Here is a 21,542-nt window from a genome sequence, read left to right as displayed (position 1 = left end):
GCAGCATCAATAAAATTATAAGAGCGGTTCAATAAATTGAAATTAGGCTAAGAGATTAGTGTATTCAGAAATGATTCCGAATAAGTTTTGGAAGGAATGTTAAAAAACAAACACAGCCCAAATTTTCATTGGGCTGTGTTATATGAATAAAGTACTTTTTAATTTAGAATGCTGCTATTTCTGCAATTCTGTTGGCATTGGTGCCACCATATGAATTATAAGTTTGGATCTTAAAGTATTGAGCAGCTATCGGCGTGTCCAAGACAATTTGCTGACGGCTCATGGAGTTGGTAGCAGTGAAGTCACCTACAGTAGTCCAGTTTACATTGTCATTAGAAACGTACAAAGTAAAGTCCTTTAACATACCATTGCTGCTTTTTTGATTTTGAACTACAGAAATACCGTGAATGGTTTTTGTTTCATTCATATCAATAGCAATCCAGTGTGGGTGTTTTGGAGGGTTGGTTTTCCAGCCAGAATGCCAGAAAGTGCTATAATCTCCATCTAAAAGGTATTCTGCTAGTCCAGGAAGGGCTCCTTCAGCGGCATATTCTTCTTGAGAGGAAAAGCCTGCCACTGACCAATCAGTTCTGTCGTAGTCGTCAAAAACAACATCGTTTACATCGATATCAGGTTGACCATTGACAAAGTTATAAGGGTAAGAGGTGTTTACGATCCTACCGTTTTCATGAACCAATGACAGTTTCAATGTGAAAGGATGTTCTTTAAAATGTTCATCAATATCACTAAGTGCCATTTTGAATGAAATACTATCAGCATTAGTGGTTTCGATGATATCTCTAGTGGCCCAAGTAATGGCATTATAATCTGCATCATTTGGACCTGTTTTCGGATCATTGTAAACAATAGCACCTTTCACTGGGACAGTGCTTGTGAATTTTGTCTGTACATACAAGTACTCACTATCTGCATAAATTCTTTGATGCTTAATCTCTACTTCAGGAGATTCTTGATAGAATTCAAATGGAGCATTGTTAGTAAACAGTTCGTTATATCGCAAGATCAATGCAGAAGCTTTGGTGAACTTAATGTTGTCTGGTTGGCTCCAGTAAGAACTATTGCCATTTCCCATCATGGCGGTGAAGTTATCGGATACTTTTTGACGGTTATGAGGTAGGTTAAGGCCATGGCCTAATTCATGGATGGTTCCGCCAATCCATTTATCATCAACTGTTGGGAAGCCTACGCCATCTACCCATTTGTCCATATCGTAACCACCTGCATAGTCACGTGTAAAGGCAAATTTTCCAAGTCCATAAAAAGGAACGCCGGTACCATCTTCGTTTACTGGAATAAAAACCAAGAAATGTTCACTGGTTTTCTCTTCAGGGTGCTCAGCAAAATAAGCTTCAATTTCTTTTTTTGCTCTATTGCCTCCGTTAGAATAAGGGTAATAATTGTGATCGTTTTCAGCATGGATGACTTTGATGTTCACATAGCCTGAAATTTCAGGGTGTTCTGCCAATCCAAATGACCTATTGCCAAAACCATGTGAAAGTAATTGTTGAGCATAATAGTCTTTCATGTGCTTCAACGCACCTGATAATCTTCTTTCATAGTCCAAATGCGGTTCCATGTCATTTGGAAGGAAGTAAATTACATTAAGTTGTTTCTGATGAGGTAGAGATAGTTTTTTTTGATAAATGTCTGGACTCTCTGATCCGGCCATGTCCGCATCCCCACATGATCCGAGGAGGGTAATTGCTGAAAGGCATAGGCCTGCCAGTCTAGAAAAATGTAACTTTTTCTTGATCATAATAATTTTGTTTTAAAGGTTAGTCAGGAGTAATAATAGGGAAGAAACCAATAAAATGAAAATTTTGTATCTACATAATCAATATGGATAGGGTTATGTAATTTTTGCTTTTTTTAAACATATTCTCAGATTAAACGATTTAGTTTGTTTACGAACAGTAAAAAATGATATAATTATTGTGAATATGTCAATTGAAAAAGATTTTCGATTTTAATAATTTTTTTGTTTCGTTTCTTTATTTCCCATCTCATGTTCTTTGGATCAGGAAAGGAAATTGGAGAAAATCAAATATAAATTAGGTCTTTAGGCCTAGTATATGTATATTGGTCAACCTTAAGATAGTCTATTAGTGCCAGGCATGGTCTGAAGGAAATTGATTAACAAGATTAAGCCAACAAGCCTGAAATAACACCCGATGGAAACACTGTCCTATATCGATCTCATCATCACAATAGCCTACATTGCTTTAGTTGTACTGGTCGGTTTATGGTTTGGTAGGAAGAGTAAGAATAGCAGCTCGGGTTATTTTTTGGCTGGAAAGTCATTGACTTGGGGGGTGATAGGGGCAAGCTTGTTTGCTTCTAATATTTCCACTGTCCATTTGGTTGGGTTTGCGGAGTCAGGTTATAAGGATGGGATTTTGTGGGGGAATTTTGAATGGTTTTCTTCATTTGAGTTGATCATTTTAGCTTTTGTATTTGTCCCGTTTTTTCTAAGGACCAAAATATCCACACTGCCTGAATTTTTGGAGCAGCGATACGATAGCCGATCGCGTGTAGTGTTGGCTATTTTCAGCATACTAGCTGCTTTGTTTATGCACATTGGAGTAAGTTTCTATGCTGGTGCGGTGGTTTTTGAAAAGATTTTCGGACTGGATATAATGGTTTCCATTGTCATCATTGCTATAGCGACGGGGATTTATACCATTATAGGAGGGCTTACTTCTGTTGTGATTACAGAGACCGTCCAAACCGTCATTTTAATCTTAGGTTCATTATCCATCACAGTATTGGCAATATGTCAGCTTCCAGAGGTGGGAATCCATTCTTATGAGGCTTTGAAGGAGGCTGTTGATCCTGATCGCTTAAAAGCAGTAAGTTTTAACAGTGCCAAAACAGGCTTTACGTTTATGGACATGCTGTTAGGCCATTTGATATTGGGGATTTGGTATTGGTGTACAGACCAAACTATTGTCCAGCGTGTTTTGGGTGCAAAATCTGAGAAACAAGCAAAGTTAGGGGCATTGTTTGCGGGATTTCTGAAAATACTACCTGTTTTCATCATGGTTGTTCCCGGGATTTTGGCTTTTGCTTTGTTCAAAGATGAAATAGGCAGTGAAACCAAGAATGTACTTCCTATCATGATTGTTAACCTTTTGCCGGTTGGTTTAAAAGGATTAATGATTGCAGCGCTTTTGGCAGCAGTGATGAGTAGTGTGGCGGCGGCTCTAAATAGTTGCTCCACATTAATTGTCTTTGATGTGTTCGAAAAGCTGAAGCCTCAGTTGTCAGATCAAGCAAAGCTAAGAATCGGGAGAATCACGGGAGTTTTGGTATTGGTCATGGCGGTTATTTGGTCTCCCTTTTTGGGCAATTTGGGCGCCATTTTCGAACTCATCAATCAGATGTTTAGCATTTTTGCTCCATCTATAGTCACTGTATTTCTTTGGGGAGTAGTGTCAAGAAAAGGGACGGCAAATGCAGCGTTTTGGACCCTGTTGGGAGGGAGTCTTTTTGCTGCTGTAGTGTTTATAGTAGAAAAATATATCCCAATCCGCGGGATCGAAAATTATATTTCCAGTACTGATGGATTTGGTTTGAACTGGTTAAGACAAACCTATTTATTCTTTGTGTTTTCTTCCATCATGTATAGCGTTATATCCTATTTAGATAAGTCGCCTCAGGAGATTCCGGAGCAATTTTATATCCATGTCAAGCATTCTTCAAAAATGGTCAATTACCTCAGTGTTTTGCTGGTAGTGGTGATGATTGTTATCTATATCATTTTCTATTAGGACATGGTACATATTTAGTCAAAAGTAACCAAAGTAAAATAAATTCTAGATGAATAAGTCAGTTGTAATTAAGCAAGGTATAGCTGAGGATGTGCGCTTTCCTCTCAAAGGAGGAGCAGGTTCAGATGCTGTTCATACTAACCCAACCTATGCCTATGCCGTTTGTCGATTGAAAACGGACGGTGACCTGGAAGGGGTGGGTTTGGCCTTTACTTTAGGAGAGGGTAACCATTTGGTCAAAGAGGCCATTTCGTATCTTTCCAAGCATTTGATTGGCAAGGAAATTAATGAAATGATGCATGGATTTGGGAAGGTCTACAAAGAAATGATGGATGATCCCAATTTCCGTTGGCTAGGCCCTCATAAAGGAGTTGTTCATCTTGCTTTGGCTGCTGTAGTAAATGCTTGTTATGACCTTTGGGCTAAGTCCAAGGGGGTTCCTTTGTGGCAGCTTTTGATTGAGTTGTCTCCAGAGGAGTTGGTGGGAACCCTTGATTTTTCTTATGTGGAGGACTTACTCAATAAAGAAGAGGCCATAAGACTGCTTAATGCGAAAAAGTTAGGAACCGTTGAACGCATGAAGATCCTGGAATTAGGATATCCTGGATATGATACTTCAATCGGCTGGTTTAACTATACGGATGATCAGGTGGCTACCAATATCAAAAAGGCCATGGATATGGGCTTTACTGCCATGAAACTGAAAGTAGGCAGCAAAGAGGCCTCTAGAGATATTCGCAGGGCAAAGATGGTACGGGAAATTGCTGGAGACAAAGCAACCATTATGTTTGATGCCAACCAACAGTGGGATCTACCTCAGGCTATTGAAATATGTAAAGAGTTAATCCCACTAAACCCATATTGGGTAGAAGAGCCCACACATCCCGATGATGTACAGGCCCATGTCACCTTGGCTAAAGAGGTACCGGTAGATATTGCGTTGGGAGAACATGTCCCGAATAAAATCATCTTTAAAAACTATCTCCAATCCGGTTGTATGAGTTTCAATCAGGTTGATGCAGTTAGGGTGGGTGGTGTATCAGAGTTTATTTTGATCAGCTTATTATCTAAAAAGTTCAATGTGCCTGTAGTTCCTCATGTGGGGGATATGGGACAGATTCACCAACATTTGGTTTTGTTCAATCACATCAGTATGGATCATCCAGCGCTGTTATTGGAACACATACCTCACCTAAAGGATTATTTTGTCAACCCAGTCGAAATTGTAGATGGAAGGTATAAGACTCCTCAAGAACCAGGTATGAGCAGTGATTTGAAATACTATTGATTGAAGAGAAATGATAAATAGATATAATAAATGCGCAGTCATTGACTTCGCATTTATTATTTAGAGATAAAAAAAGCAGTAAGCTAAGCCCAAGGTTAAGCCTATAATGCTCAACCAGCGCTTTTTAAGAAATGTTAGGTAAAAGCAGAGTAGCGCAAGGATAGAAAAGCAGATCATGTTCATTTGAAGATGTGGGAGCTCTTTCATTTCTAATGGAGTGTTTGACCATTGTGAAAAGAAATAAACAGCAGTTACCAAAGCAAACAGACCAAAGGCCAATAGTGCTGGGATCAAGTAATTTTCGTTTACAGAATCGACCTGTTTTTTCATACAGGAGTTTTTTGTGCCTGAGATGACATGTTCTTTTTCCTCACTAATTTGTATAGGCCTTTTAGAATCATGAACAGTAGAAATCCATAGATACTAATAGTAACCAACAAGGATGGTACACCAATCCCGAAATTTGTGCTTAAGACAGCAATAATTACAATAAAAGCTAACATACCCACAGTCCATTTTACCAAGAGGGGCTTTAAAGGTGTTTGGTTTTCTTTTTTTTCTCTTTTCTTTTTGATGCGCTCAAGATAGATGATGAACCCACTTAATGAGAGAAACCCAGATGAAAAGGCAAGAATGCAATAAAGTACTTTAAGTGGAAGGCCTGCAAAGTCTCCAAAGTGAAAGGCTTCTTGCACATAGTATAGCTTTGCACCAAAGCCTTGATCGCTGATATTGTATTTTTGTTGGGTGGCATAACTGAATTTATCCAACACCAGTTTATTGGATCGTCTTTCGTAGGTTTGTCCTGAAATATCACCGTATATATGAATTAAGCCTTCCCCATTTGTGGTGGGCCTGATGATCCAAGGGGTCATTTCAGGAAAAGCAGATTTACTAATGGAATAGGCTTTATCAAAATCCAAAGCGAAAGCAGTGTCTTGCTCTTTGCTCAAAGGTTTATTCTCTCTTACATATTGGCTGGGGATATTCATGTCAAAAGCGTCCATCAGATAAACTTGAAGTCCCAGCCAAGCTCCTGTGATGCTGATCATCAAGTTAAAGAAAAGTGCAGCGATACCGATATATTTGTGCAAGTCGGCTTGTTGGATCCTCAAGTTCTTTTTTCTCACTTCCCCAAAGGATCTTTTTTTCATAAACTGGCCATAAATGAGAAAGCCAGTAATGGTGGAAATCAAAAGCGCAAGTCCTGCCAATCCAACGATCTGTCTTCCGTAAGCTGCTTCGTATAGTCTCACATGGATGTTTCTTAGGAAATAACTGAATGATTCAAAATAGTTTCTTTCTCCTAGTATTTCTCCGGTATAAGGATTGACAAAGACTTCCCAAATCATGGGAAAAAGCTCTTTTTTCTCCTTCGGCATAAGTCGGATATTCCATGTATCCAAATAGGGTTTAGGAAGCTCAATTTCGAATAGGTATTTGTCAGGGTGTTCTGAAAGAATAGCTTCTACCACCTTGGTTAGGGAGGCTTTTTTTTCCTGAGGAACTACCTTGGTCAATTCTGGATTTAAGACGCGATCTATTTCTGGTCTAAATAGTGCAGCAGCGCCTGTGATACTGAGAAATACGATGACGACTCCCGAATAGAGGCCGATCCAGTTATGTATTTTCCAAAGTAGCTTATTTTTCATTGCTGGTTAAACTCAAAAAACTTCCGGAGCTGACCCCAGAAGTTTGATGTCTTCATAATGTCTTTTAATCAGAAAGTGTAAGAAACAGTTGTCATGACATTTCTTGGAGCACCCGGGAATGCCCTAATGTAATCATAGCCTCCCACCCAATGTGTTTTGTTAAAGACATTGTTAATATTCATTTGAATTTGGAACTTGTTCATTTTGTAATAGACTGCAGCATCAAAAATCTCATAAGCTGGAAAGACTGGAGGTTCAGCAGTAGAACCTAATGAACCGAATCTTTCTGTCACGAAGTTGGCACCAATTCCGAAGCCCAAGCCTTTGAAAGAGCCTTCGCTAAAGATATATTTTGTCCAAAGATTTCCTGCGTGTTTTGGGGCATTGGGCTTTTGTCTTCCAACCAAATTTTCATCGTCGCTTTCTTCAATGGTTGCTTCGTTATAAGCGTAATTAGCTATCAAACTCCAATTATCAGTAATCTTTCCTGCCAAGTCCAATTCGAAACCTTTGGATAGGTCTTTTCCAGTTTGGATCAAAAGGTCTGGATTTCCTGGTTCATTAGCATTGTAAAGTGCCCCTTTTTCAGTCAAATAATACATGGCAATGGTAGCACTTAAACGCCCTTCAAACCAATCGCTTTTGGCACCAATTTCTTTTAATTCGCTAGTTAGCGGATCAAATGGTCCTCCCGCATTAGGGTCATTGATTACTGTTGCGGATTGTGGTTGGTAACCTTGGACATAAGTTCCATAAAGGTTAATATTTGGAGTAACGGAATACACTAGGCCTACCCTTGGAATCAATGCATTTTGGGTAACATCTTCTTCACTATCACCTTTATAATTCAAGACGTCTGTATAAAATTCCTGTCTCAATCCAAGTAGTACTTTAAACTTACCAATTGAAGCTTGCTCTTGGATATAAACTCCATGAGAATGAAGCATGGATTGTGCATATACATTCGAACTGTAAATGTATTTGCTTAGGTCCCTTAGTTTATTTGCAAATGGATCAGTTAGGTCAAAATGCTCTACTACTGGAATTGGGTTTCCATTAGCATCCAAGGCATAAAGGTCCTTATTAGCTGGGTTATAGCTATTGATCGAGCCAGTTTTATCTGCTGTCAGGTAGCCTCTTGCTTGCAACTGTGATCCTCCAGGATGAAGCACTTGCTGGAAATAATCGTACCCAAGTAATACTTTGTGATCAATGCTTCCAGTACTTACATCATAGTTGAAATAATTGCTGAAATTATTGTTGCTCCAGTCTCTTTTTCGGATCCCAACTCTCATTTCTACTTTTTCGTAATCCAGTGAGCCGTCACCAAAATTGGCGAATTTGTTATTTCCTCTGTGCTCCAAAAGGTCCTCAGCATAATTGGATCTCATGTAAACGGAGTTGAAACTTAATTGGTCAGTAAACTCATGTCTAAGGGAAATCGTGGCATTGATGGATTCTTCTTTCAAATAATCATTCGCAGCATTTAATGATTTGGTAATAGGGACGGAGTACAAATCTCCATCTCCAAAGACAGCTTGTCCTCGATCTAATCTTCCATCAGATTTTTGATACACTATGTCAAAATTAAGTCTTGTCTTTTCTGATGGAAGGAAAGAGAATGATGGAGCAACTACTAGGTTTTTGGCATATTGTAGGTCACGAAAACTACCTGAGTTTTCATAGCCTAAGTTAAGCCTGTAAAGTAAGGTTTTGTCTTCAGTCATAGGACCGGTAAAGTCGCCTAAAATCCTGAAAGTATTAAAGCTTCCGACGGTGGAGCTGATGGATTGCCTGGTTTGTGTCAAAGGCTTTTTAGTGACCCTGTTAATGGTTCCTCCTGCTGATGCGTTTCCAAAAAGGGCAGAGGCAGGGCCTTTGATAACCTCTACTCTTTCAATGTGAGGAATGAGTTGTTGTTTCCAAAAGCTGGTAAAAGCACGCATTCCGTTAACTAGATTTCCAGAAATATCCTGGCCTTGAATTCGGTGGCCACGGATGGTGATATCATTGTAAAAAGTGTATTGGTTTACCCCACTAATGTTTTTTACAATGTCGTTTACAGTATAAGCTCCTTGATCAAGTGCAAGCTCCTTGGTGACATAGCCTATGGACTGAGGAACTTCCCGAAGGGGAGTAGACGATTTGGTACCAATGAAGGAATTGGTGTTTTTATAACTGGTTTCGGCACGGCCTAGAATTTCTACAGTCTGAAGTTCCATTTGACTTTCAGAAAGCACGATATCCATGTTGGAAGTTTGATGGGCAAGGATGTCAACTTCTTTCCTTAGGCTGGAGTAGGCAAAGGAGGAGAAGGTTATACTATAATGACCCGTTGGTACATTTTCAAAATTGAACTTACCTTCCTTATCTGTCAGAGTGCCAAATTGAGTGTCTTCTATCAAAACATTTATAAACTCAATACTTTTGCCGTTTTGATCTTTGATGGTTCCTTTTAGTTGGCCAGTTTGGGCCATGCTGATGTTACTGATACATAGCAAGCAAATAAACAGTAAACTGTTCTTCATGGTGGGCTAATTCTATTTAGACTAATTCTTAACAGTCACAAAAGTACTAGCTTTTTCAAAAATGAACCAAGAAAAGACCGATTAATTTGGATTAATTCTTAATAAATAAATAAAATGTCAAAACTCAGATTGCATTTCGGCCCTATTTCTGTTTATCAGGTAATTATCTAATTTTCTGTTCAATGTTTTTGTAAATAATTCCGCCCCCTTTGGATTAAGATGGGTGTCATCGTAAAATAAGTTGATGTCTTGCTCGTGAAAATTTTCATAGTTCCAAAAAGAAATGTAGGGATCTGGAGTAATATCATCAATAAATTTTTGTCTTCTTGTGATCGCTTCAGTGCTTATTTTTTCATTATTAAGATAGGACTTTGGAGGTGAGATAAATATTAAATTAATTTTATTCTCTCTACAATAAGTGATTAATCCTTTAAGTAAATCTATGTTTGAGTGGTAATTTTCTTCATTTATAGTGTTTTGGTAGTCTAGACGTCTATAGAGAACATCAGCTTGTTTTAGCCTCTCTGAATTGTATTCATGGATTCTGAAAATATCTTCTTGTTTGGACAGTTTATATATAAATCCGCTGTCATTAAAAGCGGGAATATTGTCTGGGTCAGTGATGTAGGATAGACAAAGTTTAGTGTAGTATTTGAAATTCGATGAAAGTAGAAAGTAATCTTCCAGGTTGTTGTTGGAGCTTTTGATATCATAGTAGATATTAAACAGGTGTTTTGATTCCCAGTTTTCCTCATTATGGGTATCAAGAAATCCAATTGATAGGTCAAATATTACATATTTAAGCTTTGGAAGTTGTGGAGCATATTTATCAAAAAGCATCATATTAGTATTGATGGCACTCGCCTCATGAGCTAGTGATGCTGTTTTGGTATCCAAAAATTCTGGGTTAATACTTCTCCAGGAATATGAAGGTCCCAATATTAAAGCCTCAATATCTTGCTTGTTATTGTCCAAAAAAGTTTTCTTAGCTCTATAGATATTGTTCTGACGCAGGTAAACTTCCATTGAGACTAAAATCATTCCAACAGGAATAATAAATATGATTAACTGAATTAAGAATTTTTTCATGGCGAACTAAAATTGGAAGTATAGAAAATCTTGTTGATCTCCTCCGTAATAAAAAATGGTAAAGATTAAAGCATAATAAATCCCCCATTTGAATGTTTTAGGAATCGAAAGGTTAGAGATGTCCAAGCCATGCTCTTTTTCTCTTTGGAACCATTCTATTACAAATAGTAACACGACAGCTGCAATAGCTCTATTGAATGGTAATTCTGGAAGAGAGAAGAAAGATAAGTCGAACATTTTAGCAGCATATTTGAAGCATTTGTCTAATGGTCTTATGAGGAAAAATATGCCGGTGATGGTGAATAGCACAAAAGTCTTGATCATTAATCCAGCTTCTGTCAAACTAGGAAGTAATTTCCCTTTGGCGACAATCACCTTGTATTTTTTTCTCTTTTTGGCAAAAATCAAAGTCATAAATAGAAGGCCGTGGAGTACACCCCATATGATATAGGTCCAATCAGCACCATGCCATATACCTGTGATGAGAAAGATGATAAAAATGTTTCTTGCCATGTCCCATTTATGAAATCCCTTGAATCTTCTTACCAAGTAATCTCGAAACCAAGTGATAAGGGATATGTGCCACCTTTGCCATAATTCTGCCATATTTCTTGAGAAAAAGGGATAGTCGAAATTTTTCATCAAAGAGAAGCCAAAAAGCCTTCCTGTACCAATAGCAATATCAGAATAGCCAGAAAAGTCACAGTAAAACTGAATAGCAAACACGCATAGTGCTAAAAATAGTGTACTGCCATTATGACTTTCATAATTGGCGATTACAGAACTAGTGTATCCGGCAAGGTTATCAGCTACCACTATTTTTTTAAAAAGTCCCCATAAGATTTGCCTTAAGCCATCTGCAGCTTTATCGTACTCGAAAGTCCTTTTCTTTTGGAATTGAGGTAATAGCTGGGTGGCCCTTTCTATTGGACCAGCTACGAGTTGAGGGAAAAAACTAACATAGGCAAAAAATGCTAAGAAGTCCTTAGAGCCCTTAAGTTTCCTGTCATAAACATCTATCGTGTAGCTAAGAGTCTGTAATGTATAGAAGCTTATTCCCACAGGTAAAATAATATTGAGCCGATCTATGGAAAAATTTGCACCAAAAAGAGTAAATGTGTCAACGAAGCTGTCTAAGAAAAAGTTGAAATATTTAAAAAAACCTAAAAGTCCAAGATTGACAAAAATACTTGTTGCCAGAAGCCATTTCCGACTGCTTGGTTGATCTGTTTTATTGAGAAGAATGCCGACTGTAAAATCAACCGCACTACTAAAAGCAATTAAAAGCAGGAATCTCCAGTCCCACCACCCATAAAAGACATAGCTAGCTACTAAAATTAATGCGTTTTGTAGTTTTAAGTTCTTGTTAAGAACAAACCAATACAATAAAAATACGCATGGTAGAAAAACGGCAAATTCAAGTGATGTAGTGAGCATTTATAAAAATTTTACATGTGTAACAAGTTAGTACTGGAAATGTCAGGTAATATTTTAGGCACAGATTAGTAGGTTTGTACTTGAACTTGATCTGATACCAATGTTAATAAGTATTTATGTAAGTGAACGTCATTTAAAATTATGTCCTAAATATAATTGATGATTTTTTAAATACAAAAAAATATATATGAAATACATTTAAAATATTTTAAAAGTTCAGTTTAAATTGTTTATATCGAAATATTTTGAAGTATTGATGAAACAATAATTTTATAAGCTTGGCTAAAAATGGTTCCTAGCAAGCTGTGAAAAAAACAAGTACTTAGCATATTCATCAGGTTTTACTATAGGGCACATGGACAAAATGCTTAATAGTTATATATTTGCTGATTAAGTAATAAAATGTTTATCTGAAAATGAGATTAGGAATTACTGCTTGTACACTAGGTACGCTGCTTTGCAGTATGCTTTTGAGTAATTTAGCTTTGGGTCAAAAGCGAGATAGGGATGAAAAGCCCAACGTAATCATTGTGCTTGCCGATGATTTGGGATATAATGATGTAAGTTTTAACGGTTCCAAGGATATTCCCACTCCAAACATAGATCGAATAGCGAACAATGGAGTAAAATTTACCAATGGCTATGTGAGCTATGCAGTTTGTGGTCCAAGTAGGGCAGGTTTGATTACTGGGAGATACCAAGGAAGGTTCGGATTTAGCAGAAATCCTCTTTTTGCCCCAAATGATCCTAACCAGGGTCTTCCTTTGACAGAGGAAACCATGGCGTCTGCATTGGGTCGTGGAGGATATAAAAGCATGGCGCTTGGAAAATGGCATTTGGGTGCCCACGAAAGCCAGAGACCTTTGGAAAGAGGATTTACTGAATTTTATGGGTTTCTCACCGGGGGGCACCATTATCTTCCAGAAAAGCTTGATTTAAATGATTTATCAGAAATTACATCTCAGTATGATGCCTATCGGACGAAATTGTTGAAGAATAATAGTAGAGTAGATGAAAAGGAATATGTAACTGATGCGCTCAGCAGAGAGGCGGTAGATTTTATCGAGCGTAACCAAGAGGAGCCATTTTTTATCTACTTGGCTTACAACGCTCCCCATACACCGCTTGAGGCGACAGAAAAATACCTAAGTCGGTTTGATCATATTAAGGATAAAAAGAGAAAAACTTATGCTGCCATGGTTAGCGCTGTGGATGATGGTGTGGGTCTGGTATTGGATAAACTTGAAGAACTGGATATTAATGAAAATACCATGGTTTTCTTCTTATCAGACAATGGCGGTCCTGAGCCCCATAATGCATCAGATAATGGTCCACTTAGAGGAACGAAAGGTTGGCTTTGGGAAGGTGGTATCAGGGTGCCTTTTGCAGTACAGTGGCCAGGGACAATACCTTCTGGACAGGTTTATGAAGAGCCAGTCATCAGTTTGGACATTTTCGCCACTGCTACGGCTTTAGCAGAAGTGAAACCAAGAAATGATTTGGATGGAGTAAATTTGGTTCCTTATTTGACTGGAAAGAAAAAGAAAGTACCCCATAAGGAACTGTATTGGAGAATGCATGACCGTAGAGCATATGCTGTGAGAAAGGGTGATTACAAATTTGTAAATGTGGACGGAAAAGAAGACATGCTATTCAATATTACAAATGACATAGGGGAGTCTGCTCCATTGGATGATGCCCATCAATCCGAAAGCATGTTGAAAAGTGTAAAGAAATGGATCAGTAATTTGATGGACCCGATATTTATGGGACTTAACCAGGACAAGGAATACACAAAGAAGCATCCGGATCGATTTGACTTGGAGAAGTATTAGGATTTTGGGGCTGACAATTTTGTTAGCCCTATTTTTTTGATTTGACCAGTTAGGAACGCAAAAAACTTTATTATATTTATAGGTCTATAGACCTAAAAAATAGCCATGAATTACAAACAATTGATCTTCGCCTTGTTTTTGCTTACTATGACATTGATGACTTCTTGTAATCGAAAGGAAGATAATAAGCCTCCTAATATTGTTTTGATCTTGGCGGATGACCTAGGCTATGGTGATGTAGGAACTTACAATGATCAAGCAAAAGTCAATACTCCTTACATAGATCAACTGGCGAAAGATGGAATGTGGTTTACAGATGCCCATACACCATCTTCAGTATGTACGCCTACTCGGTATGGTATTTTGACAGGGAGGTATAGTTGGCGAACCAGATTGAAAAAAAGTGTCCTATGGCCTTGGGAAGCTCCACTTATCGAAGAACATAGGGAGACCCTTCCGGATATGTTGAAGTCTGTAGGGTATCAGACCGCCGCCATAGGTAAATGGCACTTGGGTTGGAATTGGTCTACCCATGATACTGTGCCTGCAGAAGATAATAATGGAGCTGAAGTAAACTACAACGAGCCTATCAAAGGAGGTCCTTTGGCCGCTGGTTTCGATTATTATTTTGGGGATGATGTTCCCAATTTTCCACCTTATACCTTTATTGAAAATGAGAAAGTAGTAGAAATGCCAAGTGTATCAAAGCCTGATGATATGTTTGGCCATAAAGGTGTCATGGCGCCAGGTTGGACACTGGAAAATGTTATGCCGACCATCACCCAAAAATCTGTAGAATATATAGAAAGTGCTGCAAAAACTGATAAACCATTTTTCTTGTATTTTGCTTTGACAGCACCCCATACTCCAATTGCTCCTACTGCTAAATTCAAGGGGTCGAGTCAAGCGGGTGCATATGGTGATTTTGTGCAGGAAGTGGACTGGACTGTGGGACAGGTGATGGATGCGCTGAAGCGAAATGGCCTGGATGAAAACACAATTGTTATATTTACTAGTGATAATGGTTCTCCTGCTCGTAATGGAGAAAACTATTCCGGACCAGTTTCTTCTGTGATAAAGGATTATGGACACTATGCAAATGGCTCATGGCGAGGTTATAAAGGAGATGCTTGGGAAGGAGGCCATAGGGTGCCTTTTATTGTAAAGTGGCCTACACATATTGAGGCTGGCACTTCTGCCAAAGGTCTGGTTTCATCATTGGATATTATGGCAACAGTGAGGGATATTGTGGGTATAGAAAAGAAGGAAAATAGCTCTCCTGATGGACAAAGCATGTTGCCAACCTTGAAGGATGCCAATGAGCCAGCAAGAAACTTTTTGGTACATCATTCTCATCAAGGAGTTTTTGCAATAAGAAAAGGAGATTGGAAATTAATTCAGTCCCAAAAATCCGGAGGATTCAGTGATGGGCTAAACAAAGAAGGATATGGTATTGAAACGCCAGGTCAATTGTATAATATGAAAGATGACCCGGCTGAAAGTAACAATTTATATGCTGCCCATCCAGAAATTGTGGACGAGTTGTCCAAGATATTACAAGGTATAAAGGAAGAAGATTAAAATGTTAAATATGTGAGTTTTTATAACCGTCTCTAAAAAATGAAGATGGTTTTTTTATGATATTTTTAAAAAATTGTATTGAAAAGTTTCAAAATGAAAACAGTACAATAGAAGAAAGATCGAATAAATTCTTTGGTGAATTTTTTATTTAGGCCAGAAAACCTATATTTAAAAGTTGTTTATCAATAGAAGTTTGTTTTTACTACGGACTTTGTTAATTGAATACATGAATAAAGATAGCCTAAACGATATACAGACTTGGAATAGAATCTCTGCTGGGGACAGGGAGGCCTTTGCGGTGATTTATAAGGCTTATTCTAAAGACCTGTTTAAATATGGTTTTGGGTTTACCCATGATGAGGATTTGATCCAAGATGCGATTCATGATGTGTTTGTGCACATATGGAATGTCAGGGAAAAAATAAGCATCCATAGGTCCATTAAATTTTATCTTTTCTCCTCCTTCAGAAGGGAAATTATAAAAATGGTCAATCATCAATATAAACGAGAATCGATTGACGAGTACCATGCTAAATTTCTTTGGGAAGAGTCTTTCGAGGAATTGCTTCAAAAACATCATATTGTTTCTGAATCTGCTGTAATGATCAATGAAGCACTTGAAAACTTACCATTGAGACAAAAAGAAGCAATCTATTTAAGGGTACTTGAGGAGTTGGATTATGAGGAGATCTCAGAATTGATGGGCGTGCAAGTTCCGTCGATTTATAACTTAATTTTTAAAGGAATCAAAACATTAAAGAATAGTTTGGATTTCAGAAAGATTGCCATTAGTATTTTTTGCTTTGCATTGCTTAATTTTTAAGCCTGCCATAAGCCAGTTAGCTTCAACCAGGATTCCTTTTTCTGATTATCCGCAATAATGCCAGTAACCATACATCCTTTGCTTAAGTGGTTGGAAGCCTGTTTAACTGCCAGATAGAACTGAAGCATTTAGAATGTAGCTGTTCTTCAGTAGGCATTTATTAAAGCCCGGTGCTACAATTTGACCAAAGTAGGATAGCAACCTTTGTGTTCCTCGAAATATGTTGCAAGAAAGAAAATCTTATCTGAGCTATCTGATCCCCCCAACAATTCGAAAAATCAAATCAGCCATTCAGCTCCTTAATAGTTGGAAAAATATTGGCTTATCGCGATGAGGGATAGAAGGATTCCCAAGGTACTTATAACCAAAACATTGAAAGGTATGTACCCAAGTTTTTCCAGGACTTAAGGTTTAGACAAGCTTGAATCACTGATAAGAGAAATACGGGATAAACACGGGATAAACACGGCTTAACTAGGGGTTAAATATGAGTTAAAGAGTCAATGTTAAAAATGTTACATTCATTAATATGGACCATTTTGACACCAGTAACCTGACTCCCACTACCTGTCCGTCCCGCAACGGAGATTCCACGGACCTAGCAGGGGCAGTAGAAAGGTTTAGACAATCATTTCTATGAGATCTGAGCTGTTTTTGGGAGAATGTTTTGAAGGGTTAAGTATACTGGTGAAATAGCGGATATGCAGATTCCTTTTTCAATGTTGATTAACATCCGATTAAAGAAAAGTTATTTTTTTTAAAATAAGGCGATGAGATTTTAGGCCTTTTGCTCTCTGTAGGTCAGATAGACAAAATGATGAAATCTTATTCTAAAATAGAAGACCTATTATTTGACCATTCTTTTAAAAGCTGGGTACTTGATGGAGAGCCGGCAGAAAATTTGAAATGGATCAATTGGGTTAACGAAAATGAAACCAATGGGCAGCTTTATGCACAAGCCCGGGTCATTTTATTGTCTATTAACGATCAGGGTAAGGTAATGAAAGATGCTCAACAGTATTCCCTGTTTAAAAAAATAGAGCATACTATTGAGGCTGATAGCTCTAAAGGATTTTTTACCAAAGAAAAGAAACAAACCATTTGGAATCAGTTTTGGATCAGGACTGCTGCAATATTGATGGTTGTGTTACTCGCTTCTATCACTTTTTTGGCCATTAACCACAAGGATAGTGAAGAAAAAATAGAGGTAGCTGCTGCGGTAATTGTTAAAGCAAATCCAAAAGGGCAAAAGTCCAAACTTTATCTGCCAGATGGAAGTATAGTTTATTTGAATTCAGAAAGTGAAATCACCTATCAGGATAATTTCGGAAAGGATAATAGAGAACTTCAACTTAAGGGAGAGGCATTTTTTGAAGTGAAACATGATACAGCTTTGCCTTTTACTGTTAAGTCTGGAGATATGGTCACTGTTGCGGTAGGGACTTCTTTTAATGTTAAAGCCTATCAGGAGTTTTCCACAAGTGTGCAACTTGCTACAGGAAAAGTAAGGGTTTATAATGAAAATAGGGAAAAGGAAGATTTGTACTTGGTTCCGGGAGAAGAAGTGAAATTAGATAAGGATGTTTTATCTAAAGGTGTTTTCAATCCCCAAGAGGCATATGGGTGGAAAAATGGCGTATTAAGTTTTAATCAAATGAAGTTTTCAGAAGTGAAAAGGCTTTTGGAACGATGGTATGCGGTAGAGATTACTGTTCAAAATTCGCCAAAAAAGGATGAAAAGGTGTCCGGAGAATTTAAAGATGCCTCACTTGAAAATGTGTTGGAAAGCCTTGGTTATACCATGGGCTTCAGTTATAAAATAGACCGTAAAAAAATAGCCTTAAAATTTAATGCCAATGAATAAACTGTAATTAAAAGAAGCCAACGGGTACACCCATTGGCTCGATTCGATAGATGGCCAAGTTTCTCAGGCTTTAGGCCAATTATCGATGTTTTAATGCCTTATGTAAAACAATAAAACACTCAAAACTATGAAAAAAACATTACATGCGATATGTATGATAGGAAAATACTATCTGTATGGGTTTGTGTTTCAGTTACTTTTTCTGAACCTGATCTATGCAGCTCCAACTAAGGCACAGGAATCCTTGGATATCACTAAGGTGTCCTTGAGCCTTGATCTTAAAGAAGCTTCATTAGTTGAAGCTTTCAAGGAAATCAATGCCAAAACTGATTTTAAATTTATTTATAAGGATGAATTGGTAAAAAACCTACCTCCTGTAAATCTCAAATTGGAAAATGAGTCATTGGAAAGCGTCTTGATCAATTTGGCGACATCTCATGAATTGTCCTTTAGACAGGTTGATAATACCATTAGTGTGAAGGAGCACAAAAGAAAAAGCTTCACACCTGCCATTGTGGTAGAAGTTCAAGTCAGCGGAACAGTTACCGATAAGAATGGTGAGCCTATTCCAGGAGTAACTGTGGTGGAGCAAGGAACCGTAAACGGTACTGCGACTGACCTTGATGGGAAGTACACCCTAAGTGTAGAAGAAGGATCAAGTTTGGTATATTCCTTCGTTGGGTTTCTTTCTAAAACTGTTACCGTCAACAACCAATCTGTAATTGATGTGGTTTTGGAAGAGGACGTAAGTGACTTGGAAGAAGTAGTTGTGGTGGGTTATGGTACCCAGAAGAAAGGAAACCTAACTGGAGCAGTTGGAATGACAGACAGCAAAGTGCTTGAAAATCGTCCAATTACTAATTTGACTGATGGTCTTCAAGGAGTAGTGCCTGGATTGAACATTGCTTCAAACAGTGGTTCACCAGGAAGTAACCCAAGCTTCAATATTCGTGGTGCTACCAGTATCAATGGAGGAGAACCATTGGTTTTGGTTGATGGTGCGCAGATGGATATTAATAATATCAACCCGCAGGACATCGAAAGTGTCACTGTACTTAAAGATGCCGCTTCAGCAGCAATTTATGGGGCAAGAGCCGCTTTTGGGGTAGTTTTGATCACTACGAAGAAAGGATCCAAAAGCACAAAGCCACAGATCCAGTATTCTGGAAATGTCTTTGCCGCAAGACCAACCATTCTTCCGGATAAGACGGATTCTTATCGCTATGCATTGTTTGTGAACAGTATGACATCCAGCACTAATGGAGCTAGGGTTTTTAACGATGAGCATTTGGGTTTAATTAAAGACCGAGTGGATGGGGTTATTACGGATGATTATACCCTTAAGCCGTCAGGTACAGCTTACTATGAGCATGCCAATACAGACTGGGCGGATTTGGTTTTTGCGAATGCCGCTCCTGGGCACAACCATAACCTCAGCATAACAGGTGGATCTGAGAATTCTGCTTACCGTGCTTCTGTAGCTTATGCGCGTCAGGATGGAATAGTGAAAATAGGGAATGATTTTTACGAAAGGTTTAATTTCAATTCTAATCTTAGCTCAGATCTTAATAAATGGTTGACTACTAAGTTCCAGGTCAACTTTTCCAGAGCTGAGCAAGATGTACATAATCTTCCCGGTGGAGGTTTCGGACCTTCTATTTTCCACGTAGTTTGGAGAGCAAGACCAACTTGGACTCCTTATTATAATTTGGATGGAGTAGATTATGCCACTTTCCATAGATTGAATCCTGTAGCGACGATAGAAGATGGTGGGCGTAACAATTTGGTTAATTACAATTTGAATACAAAGGCCGGTGTGGAAATGAAATTTGGAGACTTCCAAGTGTTTTCTAACTTCACCTTTAATCCTAAGTTTAGACAAAGAGTTAGAAATAACAGACAGTTTTACTCTATCCAACCTTGGAACAACCTTACGGTTTCTCCAGAAGCAGAACCTTCCTACATCGAGCGTACTAATTTTGTGGATAACTATTACGCCTTTGATATTTATGGAAAATATGCCAAAGACTGGAGTAGTGGACATAGCATAGAAGCTACTGTAGGTTTTAACCAAGAAAAGGCCACATACACTTCTAACCAGAGTTATAATACCAACCTGATTTCTGATGATGTGCTTTCTTCATCTACAACTTTGGGAGACCCAATCATTACAGATGATTTTTATAACTGGGCATTGAGAAGTGGTTTCGTAAGAATGAACTATACTTATCAAGGAAAATATTTACTTGAAATCAATGGTCGTTACGACGGATCCTCTAGATTCAATAAAAATGATCGCTTTGGATTCTTCCCTTCAGTTTCGGCTGGGTGGAGAATAACCGATGAAGAATTTATGAAAGACCTTACTTGGTTGAACCTCTTAAAGCTACGTGCTTCTTATGGTCAATTGGGTAATCAGGTATCTGGAGCGTATTATCCATTTGTGGGATATACTACTGTTCCTCAGACCAACTGGATTATGGGAGGAAGCCGTCCGGTAAGCTTAAGTCCTCAAAATCCTCTTTCTTCGGATAGAACATGGGAAAAAGTAAGTTCTACCAATATTGGTTTGGATATGATTTTCCTTCAAGGAAGATTGAATGTGACCCTTGATGCCTTCCAAAGAGATACAAAAGGTATGTTGGTTGCAGGAGCGGCTTTACCAGGGATTTTTGGTGCCGATGCTCCTGAGAAAAATGCCGCTGACCTAAGAGTCAAAGGTTGGGAAGCATCAGTAGGATGGAATGATGAGATCAATAGTGAGCTAAGCTATAACTTGAATGTAGTAGTTTCAGACTCCAAAGGTGAAATTACACGTTATGAAAATCCAACAAATTCTTTCTCAGGCGGCTATTATGTAGGTCAAACATTAGGAGAAATATGGGGATATGAAACGGTGGGAATTTTCCAAAACCAAGAGGAAATCGATAATGCGGCTGATCATGCCCAACTTGGTGGTGGTAACCTGATTGCGCCAGGAGATGTACATTATGCAGATCTCAACAATGATGGATTTATCAATGGTGGTGCTGGCACAGTGGATGATTCTGGAGATAGAAGGATCATTGGTAATGCTTCTCCAAGGTATTTATATGGTATCAGAGGTGGTTTGAATTACAAGAATTTCGATTTAAGCATGTTCTTCCAAGGAATTGGTAAGAGAGATTTCTGGTTGGATGGTCCTTTGATGTTTGGAAGTACAGGAGGCTATGGCAATGTGATCGTTTTGGATAATGTCTATAATGAGACTTGGAGTGACGGATCAGATGGCCTTCCAGAAAATAGGGATGCCTATTACTTCCGTCCAAGTCAAGGGCAAGTAACCAACAGAAACACACAAGTACAAACTAGGTACCTGCAAGATGCCAGCTACTTGAGACTTAAAAATCTAACTATAGGTTATACCTTACCTTCTGCTATGCTGGAGCGAGTTAAAATTGGTGGTTTGAGAGTGTATGTTTCTGGAGAAAACCTCTTGACCTTTACGAAGCTCAATGAGAACTTTGATCCTGAAGTGCTGGATCCTAGCCAAGATAACCTTGGGAGTGCAAGCTTTAGCAATGGGGGAGACCAGTCTGGTAAGCTCTATCCATTGTCCAGAAGAATTTCCTTTGGGCTAAGTCTTAGTTTCTAATCAACCCTAAAACACAAAGA

At 38.3% G+C, this 21,542-nt stretch carries 13 protein-coding genes; 7 read left to right on the top strand and 6 right to left on the bottom strand.

Annotated features, from left to right (window positions below):
* Positions 1 to 163 precede the first annotated feature (163 nt).
* Positions 164 to 1,777, bottom strand: a complete 1,614-nt coding sequence (locus IFO69_RS08300) for a discoidin domain-containing protein (RefSeq protein WP_192009594.1) — start codon at positions 1,775 to 1,777, stop codon at positions 164 to 166.
* Between the two features lie 415 nt (positions 1,778 to 2,192).
* Between IFO69_RS08300 and IFO69_RS08295 the strand changes: the two genes are divergently transcribed.
* Together IFO69_RS08295 and IFO69_RS08290 are read left to right on the top strand one after the other, a co-directional pair.
* Complete coding sequence (locus IFO69_RS08295) at positions 2,193 to 3,791, top strand: sodium:solute symporter family transporter (RefSeq protein ID WP_192009593.1); 1,599 nt, start codon at positions 2,193 to 2,195, stop codon at positions 3,789 to 3,791.
* A 49-nt stretch (positions 3,792 to 3,840) separates the two neighbouring features.
* Entirely contained in the window at positions 3,841 to 5,079 is a 1,239-nt protein-coding gene (locus IFO69_RS08290; protein WP_192009592.1) for an enolase C-terminal domain-like protein, read from the top strand.
* 60 nt (positions 5,080 to 5,139) lie between these two features.
* On the opposite strand, the gene IFO69_RS08285 is transcribed toward IFO69_RS08290, so the two are convergent.
* The 5 genes from IFO69_RS08285 to IFO69_RS08265 form a co-directional block, all read right to left on the bottom strand.
* A complete protein-coding gene (locus IFO69_RS08285) occupies positions 5,140 to 5,409 on the bottom strand; it encodes a hypothetical protein (RefSeq protein WP_192009591.1) in 270 nt (89 codons plus the stop codon).
* Positions 5,406 to 6,731 (bottom strand): PepSY-associated TM helix domain-containing protein, encoded by a 1,326-nt coding sequence (locus IFO69_RS08280; protein WP_192009590.1) that lies wholly within the window; start codon positions 6,729 to 6,731, stop codon positions 5,406 to 5,408. Before IFO69_RS08280 ends, IFO69_RS08285 begins: the two co-directional genes overlap by 4 nt.
* Before the next feature lie 68 nt (positions 6,732 to 6,799).
* Positions 6,800 to 9,259, bottom strand: a complete 2,460-nt coding sequence (locus IFO69_RS08275; RefSeq protein WP_192009589.1) for a TonB-dependent receptor — start codon at positions 9,257 to 9,259, stop codon at positions 6,800 to 6,802.
* 117 nt (positions 9,260 to 9,376) lie between these two features.
* Positions 9,377 to 10,348: a hypothetical protein gene (locus IFO69_RS08270; RefSeq protein ID WP_192009588.1), complete on the bottom strand. Its 972-nt coding sequence runs from the start codon at positions 10,346 to 10,348 to the stop codon at positions 9,377 to 9,379.
* 6 nt (positions 10,349 to 10,354) lie between these two features.
* Complete coding sequence (locus tag IFO69_RS08265; protein ID WP_192009587.1) at positions 10,355 to 11,785, bottom strand: MBOAT family O-acyltransferase; 1,431 nt, start codon at positions 11,783 to 11,785, stop codon at positions 10,355 to 10,357.
* A gap of 416 nt (positions 11,786 to 12,201) precedes the next feature.
* Between IFO69_RS08265 and IFO69_RS08260 the strand changes: the two genes are divergently transcribed.
* From IFO69_RS08260 to IFO69_RS08240, 5 genes are all read left to right on the top strand, one after another.
* Positions 12,202 to 13,620 carry a sulfatase-like hydrolase/transferase gene (locus IFO69_RS08260; protein WP_225444050.1) on the top strand — a complete coding sequence of 473 codons (1,419 nt, stop codon included), beginning with the start codon at positions 12,202 to 12,204 and terminating at the stop codon, positions 13,618 to 13,620.
* Positions 13,621 to 13,725: 105 nt separating this feature from the next.
* The gene (locus tag IFO69_RS08255; RefSeq protein WP_192009586.1) at positions 13,726 to 15,201 is read left to right on the top strand and encodes a sulfatase family protein; all 1,476 of its coding nucleotides are present in this window, start codon (positions 13,726 to 13,728) and stop codon (positions 15,199 to 15,201) included.
* 226 nt (positions 15,202 to 15,427) lie between these two features.
* The gene (locus IFO69_RS08250) at positions 15,428 to 16,024 is read left to right on the top strand and encodes an RNA polymerase sigma factor (protein WP_192009585.1); all 597 of its coding nucleotides are present in this window, start codon (positions 15,428 to 15,430) and stop codon (positions 16,022 to 16,024) included.
* An 814-nt stretch (positions 16,025 to 16,838) separates the two neighbouring features.
* Positions 16,839 to 17,888, top strand: coding sequence for a FecR family protein (locus IFO69_RS08245; protein ID WP_192009584.1), 1,050 nt, complete (start codon positions 16,839 to 16,841; stop codon positions 17,886 to 17,888).
* Positions 17,889 to 18,015: 127 nt separating this feature from the next.
* The gene (locus IFO69_RS08240) at positions 18,016 to 21,522 is read left to right on the top strand and encodes a TonB-dependent receptor (RefSeq protein WP_225444049.1); all 3,507 of its coding nucleotides are present in this window, start codon (positions 18,016 to 18,018) and stop codon (positions 21,520 to 21,522) included.
* The last annotated feature ends 20 nt before the right edge of the window (positions 21,523 to 21,542 follow it).

It is taken from the genome of Echinicola arenosa (assembly GCF_014841125.1).
GTDB classification, from domain to species: domain Bacteria; phylum Bacteroidota; class Bacteroidia; order Cytophagales; family Cyclobacteriaceae; genus Echinicola; species Echinicola arenosa.
The sequence above is the reverse complement of the archived record's forward strand: the minus strand, read 5'-3'. Positions and strand labels throughout refer to the sequence as shown.